This is a genomic window from Kitasatospora sp. NPDC101447, from assembly GCF_044767225.1.
Classification (GTDB): domain Bacteria; phylum Actinomycetota; class Actinomycetes; order Streptomycetales; family Streptomycetaceae; genus Kitasatospora.
Genome location: NZ_JBIWNL010000001.1, coordinates 461,820 through 473,896, shown reverse-complemented (window position 1 = coordinate 473,896; position 12,077 = coordinate 461,820). Strand labels below are relative to the sequence as shown.

At 73.3% G+C, this 12,077-nt stretch carries 9 protein-coding genes; 4 read left to right on the top strand and 5 right to left on the bottom strand.

What is annotated here, in order from left to right:
* The first annotated feature begins 27 nt into the window (after positions 1-27).
* Complete coding sequence (locus ACIRST_RS02025; protein WP_350522752.1) at positions 28-2,478, top strand: tetratricopeptide repeat protein; 2,451 nt, start codon at positions 28-30, stop codon at positions 2,476-2,478.
* Between the two features lie 122 nt (positions 2,479-2,600).
* Here ACIRST_RS02025 and ACIRST_RS02020 read toward each other — a convergent pair whose 3' ends face one another.
* A complete protein-coding gene (locus tag ACIRST_RS02020) occupies positions 2,601-3,671 on the bottom strand; it encodes a phosphatidylinositol-specific phospholipase C domain-containing protein (RefSeq protein ID WP_402799185.1) in 1,071 nt (356 codons plus the stop codon).
* 326 nt (positions 3,672-3,997) lie between these two features.
* Between ACIRST_RS02020 and ACIRST_RS02015 the strand changes: the two genes are divergently transcribed.
* Positions 3,998-4,642, top strand: a complete 645-nt coding sequence (locus ACIRST_RS02015) for a dihydrofolate reductase family protein (protein WP_402799183.1) — start codon at positions 3,998-4,000, stop codon at positions 4,640-4,642.
* A 69-nt stretch (positions 4,643-4,711) separates the two neighbouring features.
* Here ACIRST_RS02015 and ACIRST_RS02010 read toward each other — a convergent pair whose 3' ends face one another.
* Positions 4,712-5,590: a geranyl diphosphate 2-C-methyltransferase gene (locus tag ACIRST_RS02010; protein ID WP_350522755.1), complete on the bottom strand. Its 879-nt coding sequence runs from the start codon at positions 5,588-5,590 to the stop codon at positions 4,712-4,714.
* Positions 5,591-5,649: 59 nt separating this feature from the next.
* The gene (locus tag ACIRST_RS02005; protein ID WP_402799180.1) at positions 5,650-7,068 is read right to left on the bottom strand and encodes a family 2 encapsulin nanocompartment cargo protein terpene cyclase; all 1,419 of its coding nucleotides are present in this window, start codon (positions 7,066-7,068) and stop codon (positions 5,650-5,652) included.
* A 597-nt stretch (positions 7,069-7,665) separates the two neighbouring features.
* Between ACIRST_RS02005 and ACIRST_RS02000 the strand changes: the two genes are divergently transcribed.
* Positions 7,666-8,994, top strand: coding sequence for a radical SAM protein (locus ACIRST_RS02000; RefSeq protein WP_402799177.1), 1,329 nt, complete (start codon positions 7,666-7,668; stop codon positions 8,992-8,994).
* 63 nt (positions 8,995-9,057) lie between these two features.
* Here ACIRST_RS02000 and ACIRST_RS01995 read toward each other — a convergent pair whose 3' ends face one another.
* Positions 9,058-9,876: a thioesterase family protein gene (locus ACIRST_RS01995; protein ID WP_402799174.1), complete on the bottom strand. Its 819-nt coding sequence runs from the start codon at positions 9,874-9,876 to the stop codon at positions 9,058-9,060.
* A gap of 161 nt (positions 9,877-10,037) precedes the next feature.
* The gene (gene sph, locus ACIRST_RS01990; protein WP_350522759.1) at positions 10,038-11,015 is read right to left on the bottom strand and encodes a sphingomyelin phosphodiesterase; all 978 of its coding nucleotides are present in this window, start codon (positions 11,013-11,015) and stop codon (positions 10,038-10,040) included.
* A gap of 282 nt (positions 11,016-11,297) precedes the next feature.
* On the opposite strand from sph, the gene ACIRST_RS01985 reads away from it, so the two are divergent.
* Positions 11,298-11,996, top strand: a complete 699-nt coding sequence (locus ACIRST_RS01985; RefSeq protein ID WP_402799171.1) for a hypothetical protein — start codon at positions 11,298-11,300, stop codon at positions 11,994-11,996.
* The last annotated feature ends 81 nt before the right edge of the window (positions 11,997-12,077 follow it).

The following is a 12,077-nucleotide window of genomic DNA, read 5'->3' as shown; positions in this document are numbered from 1 at the left end:
GGCGGCCGGTCTCACAGGGGGAATCGCATGACGGAAGTGCAGCCGCGTCGGCAGGCGGACGAACCGGCCGGGAGCGTGGCCGCCTACATACGTGAGCTGCGTGCGCTGAAGGTACGGGCGGGACAGCCGTCCCTGCAGGAACTGCAGCGGCGCAGCGGGGTCGCGCGCAGCACCCTGTCCGATGCGCTCAACCCGCGTCGGCGCGAACTGCCGCGGCTGGAGGTCTGCCTGGCCCTCGTCCGTGCCTGCGGCGCGGCCCCGGCGGAGCAGGCGCGGTGGCGGGAGCGGTGGCAGCAGATCGCCCGGGACCGTGACGAGTTGCGCTCGATGCCGGCGGCCGGGAGGCCCGACGCGGCGGCGCAGTACCGGTCGGTGCCGCAGGACCGATCGGCGATGCAGGACCGATCGGCGGCGCAGGACCGGCCGGCGGCCCCGGGCCGGACCGTCCCCGAGGCCGAGGTGCCGCGTCAGCTGCCGGCGGCCGTCCGGCACTTCACGGGGCGGGCCCGCGAACTCAAGGAACTGCACGCGCTGCTGGGCGATCGGGTGCCCGACTGCGGCGCGGTCGTGATCTCGGCGATCGCGGGCACCGCCGGGGTGGGCAAGACCTCCCTGGCCGTGCACTTCGCCCACCAGGTGGCCGACCGCTTCCCGGACGGCCAGCTCTTCGCCGACCTGCGGGGCTTCGACCCCGTCGGCCCGTCGGTCGACGCAGCCGGTGTGGCGCGCGGCTTCCTGGCGGCGCTGGGCGTGCCCGCCACCCGGATCCCCGCCGACCCGGAGGGGCAACTCGCGCTCTACCGCAGCCGGTTGGCCGACACCCGGACCCTGGTCGTGCTCGACAACGCCCGGGGGGTGGAGCAGGTGCGACCGCTGCTGCCCGGATCGGCCGGCTGTCTGGTGCTGGTCACCAGCCGGAACCGGATGCCCGCCCTGGTCGCCCTCGACGGCGCGGTGCCGCTCGCCCTCGACGTGCTCTCCCGCGACGAGGCGCTCGAACTGCTGGCGCGGCGCCTGGGCAGCGAGACCGTGCTGGGCCGACCGGACGCGGCCGGGGAACTGGTCGAACTGTGCGCCCGGCTGCCGCTGGCCCTGAACATCGCCGCCGCCCGCGCCGCCGAGCACCCGGGCACCCCGCTGGACGTGTGGTCGGACGAACTGCGCGACACCCGCGCCCGGCTGGACGCGCTGTCCGTCGACGACGCCCACGCCGACGTCCGGGCGGTGTTCTCCTGGTCCTACCACGCCCTGGCCCCGCAGGCCGCCCGCCTGTTCCGCCTGCTCGGCCTGCACCCCGGCCCGCACATCAGCGCGGCCGCGGCCGCGAGCCTCGCGGGTCTGCCGCCGGCCGAGGCGCGCCGCCTCCTGGACGAACTCCACCGCGCCCATCTAATCACCACACCGGACCGCGAGCGGTACAGCTTCCACGACCTGCTGCGCGCCTACGCCGCCGAACAGACGGTCCGCCACGACTCCCCGCGGGAACGGGCCGACGCGACGCTGCGCATGGTCGACCACTACCTGCACACCGCCCACCTCGCCGGACTGCACGCGTACGCCGACGACGTCTCCTGGCCGCCGCTCGCCCTCGCGGAACCGTCCGCCGGGGTGACGCCGGAGAGCCTCACCGACCGCCCGCACGCCCTGGACTGGTACCGGGAGGAGCAGCAGGTCCTGGAGGGCGTCGTCGTCTGCGCGCAGCGCGCGGGGCTGGACGGGCACACCTGGCAGCTCGCCGGGGCGCAGGTGTCCTACCTGCTCAAGTCGGGCCTGTGGCAGCAGTGGCAGCAGGTCAGCGAGACCGCCCTGGCCGCCGCCGAGCGCACTGGGGACCTCGCGCGCCGGGCGCACGCGCACCGCTGGCTCGGCCAGGTGCACCGCTCGCAGGGCCGCCAGCCCCGGGCGCACCGCGAACTGCGCCTGGCACTCGACCTGTTCGCCGAGCTCGGGGACCGCGCGCGGCAGGGCAAGACCCAGCTCGACCTCGCCATCACCCACGGCGAGGAGCACGCCTACGCCGAAGCGGTGGCCGAGTCCCGACGGGCGCTGCGGGTGTTCGAGTCGATCGACGACCTGCACGGGCAGGCCCTCGCGCTCAACAGCGTCGGCTGGTACCTGACGCTCCTCGGCAGTCCCCGGGAGGCCCTGCCCTCCTGTCGGCGCGCCCTGTACCTGGCCCGCGAGTGCGGCAGCCTCCCCGCCCAGTCCTCGATCCTGGACAGCATCGGCTACATCCACCACAGCGTCGGCGAGTACCCCGAGGCGCTGCCCGCGTACCAGGAGTCGCTGCGGCTGCGCCAGGTGATCGGCGACTACTTCCTCCAGGCCGAGATCCACACGCACATCGGCGACACCCACCTCGCGCTCGGCGACCGCGAGTCGGCCGTGCACTCCTGGAGGCAGGGCCTCGCCATCCTGGAGGACCTGCAGCACCGGGACGCCGACGCCGTCCGCGCCCGGCTGGACCGCCACGGCTGACACCCCCGCACGAGGGGCGGGCCCCGGCGCGGGGTGCGTCGCCGGGGCCCGGTCGGGGGGTGGAGCTCAGGCCGGTGGAGGGTGGAGCGGAGCCCGGTGGAGGGTGGAGCGCGGGCCGGACGTCAGCCGCGCGGCAGCACCAGGGACTGCACCGCCGGCAGCTTGCGCCAGTCGCTCGACACGATGCTCGCGTGCGCCTTGGCCAGCTGCTCGGCGCGGGCCCGCGCCTGGTCGGCCGTCGGGTCGGTGCCGCTGATCTCCGGCGCGACCTTGTGGGCGTCGGTCATCACCAGCAGGTAGTGCGCCGTGTCGTACCACGCGGTGTCGATGCCGCCGGTGTACGTGGCGGCGTCGCCGTCGAAGACCACGAACCACGGCCGGATCGAGGCGTCCGCGCCGGTGTACCGGCTGCGCGGGTCGCCGCTGGCGGCGCCCAGCACGGACGGGAACAGCTGGGCCTGGCCGATCCGGCCGGCCGCCGCCAGGTCGCGCAGGTGCCGCCCGTACTCGACGTCGGTGTGCAGGGTGTCGAAGGGGTTGCCCAGTTCGACCGTGCCCGGGATCGCGTACAGCAGCACCTTCCCCGCCAGCTTCGAGCGGCTCGGCCAGTTGCCGGCCCGGACCGCCTCGTCGAGGCTCGCGTACGAGCCGCCGCCGGGCTTGGCCAGCAGGTCGGCGGGGCGCAGCACGGCGGAGCCGAGGTGCTGGGCGATCAGCGTGTCCAGCTGGTCGGGGCCCATCCCGAGGTTGGCGGAGAAGCCGGGCTTGAGCTCCAGCTTGACGACCAGCGGCCCGGCCGCCGGGTGCGCGGCGAGCCAGACCCGGACGTCGTCGAGGCAGTTCTCCAGGTTCTTGTTGGTGCCGCCGCCGTAGAGCTGGGCGGGGGTGGTCGCGGCGGTGCAGTTGTTGCTGTTGCCGAGCGGGTTGGAGTGGCTGACCTTCCACTCCTTGGTGATGATGTCCGGCCAGAGGTCCAACTCGATCATCCCGGTGCCGGTGTCCAGGCCCTGGGCCAGGTACGGGAAGGCGGCCGGGTCGTAGGTGTTGTGCAGGCCGACGGTGGTGGCCGAGCCGAACGGCAGCTCGCCCGTCCCGCCCGGGGCGGCGTCCGCCGGGGCGGTGGTGATCAACGCGCCGGCGCCGGCGAGCAGGCCGGCCGCCAGGAATCCGGCCAGGGTGCGGCGTACGGTCATGGGAACCCCCCGAGGTTCGACGTGTCGGCCGCCTCCTCCGGGCAGCCTGACGGAGCATCCCCGATCAAGGCGTGCTCCGCGTGAAGAAGGCACGACAATAGCGTGACGAGTGCGCTGACTCTCCCCCGGTCCCTTCCCCTTCGTCCACACCTCTCACGCGCGCCCGCCCGGTCCGTTCCGGCCGCCGTCCGGTCCGCGTCCGGTCCCGTCGGGTCCGCCACGCCAGGGACGGTGACGGAGCCTCAGGAATCCGGGCCCGCGGGCTAGCGTGGCGCGAACGGGGTGCGGCCCGCCCGCACCGAGGCACCGAGCGGCGGAGGAAGCCGATGTCCCTGGTCCGGGTCCACAACTTCTCGATCTCCCTCGACGGCTACGGCACGGGCGAGGGCCAGACCCTCGACGAACCGTTCGGCCACGCCGGCCACCGGCTGCACGAGTGGTTCTTCGGCACCCGGACGTTCCGGCGGATGCAGGGCAAGGAGGGCGGCGACACCGGCGTGGACGACGCGATGGCCCGCGCCTGGGCCGACGACATCGGTGCGGAGATCATGGGCCGCAACAAGTTCGGGCCGCAGCGCGGCGCCTGGCAGGACGAGGAGTGGAAGGGCTGGTGGGGGCCCAACCCGCCGTTCCACACCCCGGTCTTCGTGCTCACCCACCACCCGCGTCCGACGCTGGAGATGGCGGGCGGGACGACCTTCCACTTCCTCGACGCGACGCCCGAGGAGGCGCTGCGGCAGGCCCGCGAGGCGGCCGGCGGCAAGGACGTGCGGATCGGCGGCGGCCCCCGCACGGTCCGCGCCTTCCTGGAGGCCAACCTGATCGACCACCTGCACGTGGTCGTGGTGCCGATCGTCCTCGGCCGGGGTGAGCCGCTCTGGGCGGGGCTCGAAGGGCTGGAGGGGCGGTTCCGCACCGAGGCGGTGTCCAGCCCGAGCGGTGTCACCCACCTCACCTTCACCCGGCGGTAGCGGCCCGCACGGCCGACGGCGGCCTCCCCGCGGGTGCGGGGAGGCCGCCGTCGGGCGTTTCCGACCGGATCAGACCCGGTCGGCCGCGATCAGCACGTACTGGAACGAACCGTCCTTGTAGGACTCGATGAACGCCTCCTCGATGCCGGTGACCAGCGAGGTGGTGTTCCGCAGCTCCCAGTACGGCAGGGTGTCCGGAGTCAGGTCGATGACGGCCTGCGGCACCAGGCGGTTGTCGGCCATCGCCCGCAGGTACTCGCGGCGGGAGTGGATGTTGCACTCGAAGTGGGCGTTGATCTGCGAGACCCACTTCGACGGCTGGCCGTACTTCGGGTTCCAGCAGCCGGTGATGGTCACGTACCGGCCGCCGACCGAGAGCACCCGGGAGTGCTCGGCGAACAGGTCGTGCAGGTCGACGTACATGCTGGACTCGTTGTTCCACGAGCCGGCGATGCTGCCGTTGGCGAGCGGCATGTCCAGCATGTTGGCGACCCGCGAGCGGACGAACCCGCCGATGCCGAGCTCGGCGGCGCGCTTGTTGCCGAAGTCCGCCTGCTGGGTGGAGAGGGTCAGGCCCTCGACCTTGCAGCCGAAGCGCTGGTGGGCCATCACCATCGAGCCGCCACGCCCGCAGCCGGCGTCCAGCAGGGTGGAGTCGGGCCGGATGTCGCCGAGGTGGTCGAGCAGCACGTCGGCCTGTGCGGACTCCAGCCGGTGCAGCTCGGCGATCACCTTCTTCTCGCGCTCGCTGTCGGCCGGGTCGCCGATCGCGCCGAGGTCGATCTCGCCGATGCCGTAGTGGTGGTGGTAGAGGCCGTCGACGTCGCCCAGGCGAAGGTTGACCGGGCGAGCCTCGTGGTCCCAGTAGCGTGCGATGTCGCCCTGGTAGGGAGTTGCCGGGCCGGGGATGGTGTTGCCGGAAGTGGTGAGGTCGTCGGTCAGGGACATGGGTCAACTCCAAAGGTTCTTACGAAGGGTTACCGGGAACGGTGCCGCCGCCGGGGCGGTCACCAGAAGTCGGGCAGGGTGTAGCGGTGGGTGTTGGTCTGGTGCCAGTAGTGGTTGCCGTCGAGCCACACGGCCACGCCGCGCAGGAAACGTACGAGGGTCGGCACCGGGCAGGCGACGGCCAGCGCGGCCGACTCGGCCTCGAAGGCGTGCATCAGCTCGTTGTGGACCCCGACGGCCTTCAGGTAGCCCTCCTTGCGCGAGACGCCCTCGCATTCGGAGATCACCACCGGCAGGTTCAGGTGCAGTCCGGGGCTGGACAGCTCCTTGGTGTACGAGTACAGGTCGTTGACGATCGTGGTGGCGTTGCCGGCCAGTGCGATCACCCGCTGCATCGCGGGCAGGGCGTGCAGCTCGGCGGGCAGCTCGTAGCCGCCGACGGTGTCGGTGATCGTCGGGCAGGGGCGGAAGTTGTTGAACTGGCGCATGGCCAGGTACTCCCACACCTCCGGCACGTGGTCCGTCTCCGCCCACGCGGCCTCGGCCAGGTACCCCATGTGCAGCCGCGCCATGTCGTGCCGGAAGCGGTCCGCCTGGGAGGGCGTGGAGGCGCGGACGAAGTAGTCCATCGCGGAGCGGTACGAACGCCGGGGCGCGTCCTCGGAGAGCGAGGCCTCCCAGGCGGGGTGGTACTCCGGCGTGGTGTGCAGCGGGTCGAGGGCGGTGTGCGCGAGCAGCAGGCGGCTGCCCAGGCCGACCGGTGATCCGCCGAGGTCCTCGCAGTAGCAGTCGTCCACCGCGTTCTCGGCCACCATCAGGCGGGCCGCGAGCATCAGGTGGTCGATGCTGGGCGCGTCGGGGTGGCAGGCCACCATGTAGCGCCCGGTGGAGAACCCGTCGAAGTCCTTCTCCCACTCCGGCGGGTAGAGCTCGATCTCGTCGATCGCCCAGGCCTTGATCTTCAGGCTGAGCGCCTCCACCCGCGCCGGGTCGGGCTCGGCGATGGGGTGGTGGTACAGACCGGGGATGGGGTCTCCGGTCCTGGGCTTGCCGCCGTCCGGCGCCGCGGCGGCCGGAGCCACCCCGAGCGCGGCCATGCCGAACGCGGCCGCACCGGGCAGGGCCGGGACGGTCGGCGAGGGGAGGGACGGGACCGGGACGGACGGGGCCGGGACGGTCGGCGCGGGGACGGAGGGCAGTTGGACATCGGGGACGACGGCTTCGGACACCGGGGCCTCCGCAGCCGAGACCTCGGGGGCCGGGACCTCGGGCACCGGGGCCCCGGCCGCCGGGACCGCGACCGCCGGGGCTTCGACGGCCGTAGCCTCGGCCGCCAGCGCCTCGACCGCCGGCGCCTCCGCGGCCGGCGCCTCCGCGGCCGGGGCCTCCGCCGCCGGGGCCTGCGGCCTCAACTGCAGCCCGGCGGTGCCCAGTCCGGTGGGTCCGCGCAGGATGCGCTCGATCGCCGGGGAGCTCATGAGCCCACCGCCGCAGCGACGGCGGACCCTGGTGGTGAGTCCGTTCTGACACGCAGGGGCATGGAGCCTCCTCTGGAATGGGTCGCACGATATGACGGGTCGTCATTTCGCCCGCCGCGAAGAGAACTCCGGGCGACGGGCCCCGTCTCGCTCGGTTCCCAACCGTAGGCGCGAAGGCGCGTTCCGGAACGCAACGGACGATCTTCTACACCCGATAGGGTGAACGTTCGGGCTGACGGTGTTTGGGAACGCCCCTGTCATGCATCGGTCCGGCCCGCACTGGGGCGCCCCGGCGCCGAACCGGCCGGCCCGACCCGCCCGCGTGCCGCGTCAACCCGGCGACCACCCCCGTGTCCCGCCGACGCCGCCGCGCCGGGGCCGCGCCAAGGGGCCGTACAGGGGCCGTATCCGGCGGAGGCCGTTCGACGGCGAATGACCGGCGGCCCCTGCGCTCCCCGCCGACGGGCACCTCCCCCCTCGCCCCCACCGCGGACCGGGCGGCCCTCCCCAGCGCGGCCGGACAGGACCGGGCGCATAAGGGGGACGAGAATGGGCACGGCGCCGTGGACGATCGGGGCCAGGAAGGAAGAGCAGCGCATGGAGAGCCAGGCCCGCAGCCGCACCGCACTCGTCGAGGCGCTCATGGAGCGCTATCCCGACGTGCCCCGGGAGGCGGTGATCAAGGAGGACCTGCTGCGCGGCGGAATGGCCTTCGACGAGTCCGCGCTCAGCGGCAGCGCCGAGGCCGACGGGGGCGGCGAGGTCAAGCCGAAGTCGTACTTCATCTTCTCCTTCGACCACCGCACCCTGCCCGAGCTGGGCGCCGCCGCGCTCAACCGGCCGCCGGAGGAGGTCGTGCTGACCGGCGGGCCGTACGGGCTGCGCCGCACGGTGGTGTCGGTGCGGGTCAACCCGGACTCGCCGTACCGGGTCGGCGCCGGGGAGGACGGCACCCTCGGCCTCTACCTGGACGGCGCGCGGATCGCCGACGTCGGCCTGCCGCCGATGCCGGACTACTACCGGCACACGCTCGCCAACGGGAAGTCGGTGATGGAGGTCGCCCCGACCATCCAGTGGGGGTACCTGATCTACCTCACGGTGTTCCGGGTCTGCCAGTACTTCGGCGCCAAGGAGGAGTGCCAGTACTGCGACATCAACCACAACTGGCGCCAGCACAAGGCCGCCAGCCGCCCGTACACCGGCGTCAAGCCGGTCGAGGAGGTCCTGGAGGCGCTGGAGATCATCGACCGCCACGACACCGCGCGCGCCTCCCGGGCGTACACCCTCACCGGCGGGGCGATCACCTCGCAGGTCGGCGGCCGGGACGAGGCCGACTTCTACGGGCAGTACGCCAAGGCCATCGAGGAGCGCTTCCCCGGCCGCTGGATCGGCAAGGTGGTGGCGCAGGCGCTGCCGCGCGAGGACGTGCAGCGCTTCCACGACTACGGCGTGCGGATCTACCACCCCAACTTCGAGGTGTGGGACAAGCGGCTCTTCGAGCTCTACTGCCCGGGCAAGGAGCGCTACGTCGGCCGCGACGAGTGGCACCGCCGGATCCTCGACTCCACCGAGGTGTTCGGCCCTCAGAACGTGATCCCCAACTTCGTCGCGGGCGTGGAGATGGCCGAGCCCTTCGGCTTCACCACCGTGGACGAGGCGATCGCCTCCACCGAGGAGGGCCTACGCTACTTCATGTCCCACGGCGTGGTCCCGCGCTTCACCACCTGGTGCCCCGAGCCCACCACCCCGCTCGGCAAGGCCAACCCGCAGGGCGCGCCGCTGGAGTACCACATCCGCCTGCTGCAGACCTACCGCGCGACCCTGGAGGAGTTCGGCCTCTCCTCGCCGCCCGGCTACGGTCCGGCCGGCCCGGGCAACGCGGTCTTCTCGGTCAGCTCCTTCATGGACTCGCTGCCCGCCTCCTGAGCCCGTACCCGCGCTGCTCCCCGACGGCGCCGCCACCCACGACCGGTGGCGGCGCCGCCTCCGTCAACTGCCCGGCTGCGGGCGGACGGTGAGGATCTGCTCGGCGCGGCCGACCGGCCCCTGCCGGTCGTGCAGGACGGTGCTGGTGACTCCGTGGCCGGTCGGGCCGAAGCTGACGGCGGTGTCCAGGCCGGTCCAGGAGCCCTCGGGGCGGCGGTGGAGGTGGATCGTCAGGTCGGTGTTGGGGAACATCCACGCGGTGGGGTCCTGGCGCGCCGCGATGCCGTTGGCGGTGTCCACCAGGGCGATGAACGAGGCGTACGGGCTGCTCGGCTCACCGGCGACCAGTTCGACCGGGGTGGAGATCCAGGCGGCGGCCCGGCCCGGGGCCGACTCCCGCCGGCGGACGTCGATCGACTCGATGTAGCCGCCGCCCCACAGCCCGCCCATCGCCCACGGTTCGAACTCCTCGGGCCCGGGCAGCGGCCGGTCGTGTGTCCCGGCGACGGCCGCGGTGTCGAGTTCGGCGAGGAACCACGCGCGGGCCCGGACCACGGCGCGCTCCCCGGCCACCACGGTGGCCTCGACCAGCTCGATGGTGCGCCCGGGCCGGACGGTCTCCACCGTGACCTCGATCTCGTCGAGGGGGATCAGGCCGAGTATGTCGAAGCTGATCCGGGCCAGCGCCAGTGCGCCGCCCGGGCGGTCGGTCCGCACCCGGTCGGTGCGGTGGCGGTCGATCGCGTGGACGACCAGGCCGCCGAGCGGGCTGAAGTGCTGCTCGTCGGGGTGCCAGGCACCCTGGGCGTGGGCGGTGGGCTTGTAGCGGTTCTCGCCGGTGCGCTGGAAGTAGCTGTCGGGCGCGGCGGTGGGGGTGGTCACGTGCGCTTCTCCTGGGGCTGATCGCTGGGCGCCGGGCGGGCGCCGCCGGGGTACGACGGCGCCTGACCTCGGCGTTCAGGATCGTAGGGGGCCGAACCGCAGGTGGGGCGAGTCGGTGACGCATCCCACACCCGGCGCCCGGCCCCGGGCCCCGCGCGGTGTCAGTGCGCGGCGAGCGGGTAGTGGTCGGAGAGGTCGGTGTACGTGTAGCTCTTGCCCCAACTGCTCACCGTCCAGGGCGTGCTGTGCACCCGGAGGACCTGGTTGGCGTACTGCTGCGGCCGGGCGTGGTCGGCGCGGTAGAGGACGTAGTCGAGGTCCTCCTTGGGGTCGCCCGGGTAGCGGTAGGCGGCGACGGAGTTGTCGGCGGTGTCGAAGGAGTACGGCCAGCCGGTGCGGGCGGAGGCCGGGGCGAGGTTGCCGTTGTCCAGCAGCGCCTGGTACTCGGAGCCGTGCGAGTCGATGTTGAGGTCGCCCGCGAGGACGATCGGCTCGGCGGCCGGGATCCGCTTGGCGTCGAGGAAGGCGCGCATCGCGCCGAGCTGCCTGGCCCGGATGTCCGCCGCCTGACCGCTGGAGCAGCCCGAGTCGGTGGACTGCAGGTGGGTGCCGACCACGTGGGTGCGGCGGCCGTTCACGTCCAGGACGGCGTAGACGAAGCCCTTGTTGGAGAACCAGTCCGAGCCGCAGGCGTCCTTGTAGACGTACTGCTCCTTGTGCAGGATCGGCCACTTGCTGAGCAGGGTGACCCCGCCGTCCTCGGGCGTGGTGGAGCTGTAGCTGCCGGAGGTGGCGTCCCAGCCGCCGGTGGAGCGGCCGACCACGGGCGTGTGGTACGGGTAGGCGGCCGAGGCCTTGGCGGTCAGCGCGTCGGAGGACGCGTTGTCGAAGGCCTCCTCCAGCACGACCACGTCGTGGCCCTGGAAGAAGTCCGCCGAGGCGATCGCCTGCGCCCGGTACTGCTGGCCCCAGTTGGGGTAGAGCGACGTGCTCATCAGGAACACGTTGTAGGTCAGCACGTCGAGCGGGGGCGCGGTCAGCGGCGCGCTCTCGGCCGAGGCGGGGGCGGCGCCGAGCGTGGCGATCACGGTGGCGGCGGCACCGGCGGCGAGGGCACGGCGGACGGACGACAGCGGCATCTGGGCTCCGTGGGGCGTGTCGTGGACCCGTCGGGTCGCGGGATGTTGTGCATCCAACTTGTTGAGCGGCACGGGCGGCAAGACTTCGGACGAGCTTGGGGTGAACTCGTCGGTAACTTCCGCGCGAACGCCTGGTGGTGGCCGAGGAGCCGGAGATCCGGCCCCCGCCCTTCCGGACCTCCGGAGCTGCGGTCACACTGTCGCAGGCACGCACACCACGCACGACGCACCACGCACCACGCACCAAGCACCAAGCACCAAGCACCACCGGACGGGGGCTCCATGGCGGGGAAGAAGAAGAAGCAGAAGAGACCGCGCGCCGACGGGGTGGTCCCGCCCCCGAAGCGGGTCCGCAGGCTCCCGGCGCCGCAGTTGTCGCCACGGGCCGTCCGCCGGACGGCGTGGCTGGTCGGGGTGCTCACCCCGGTGCTGATGGTCGGTCTGCTGGCGATCGCCACCGACCCGGACTACCAGGTGCTCTGCGCGATCGCGGCGTTCCTGGTGCTCGCGGCGGGCATCACCGGCCTGGGGTTCGTCCGGCCCAGCAACTGGGTGCTCTGGCCGGCCGTCCTGGCGGGCGTGCTGCTGATGGTGCTTCCGACGGCGAGCCTCCGCGCCCAGATCCTGACCCACCGCGGGGTGGAGACCGAGGTGGTGGTCACCGGCGCCCACAGTTCGAAGGACCGCAGCGGGAGGGTCAGCTGGACCTGTGACATCCGCCGGGCCGACGGGCAGCCGCTGCCGCACGGCCAGGTCGGCGGCTTCGGCTGCTCGGGCCGGTCAGACGTCGGCAGCACCATGAACGTGCTGGTCGACCCGGAGGGTTGGGCCCCGCCGGCCCCGCTGGACGACGACCTCTCCATCCTCGGCGGCGGCGTCTACGTCACCGCCGTGCTCGCCGTCCTGTGGGGCCTGCTCACCCTGGCCGCGGCCCGCCGCACCCTCCGGGAGCCGGCCGCGGCCCGGCGGGGCCGCAGGTAGGGGCGCCAGCAGGAGCGGCAGGCCGCGGGCGAGGCCGTCCCCGCGGCCGCCGGGCGGGGTGCCGAACACCCTGCCCCGCAG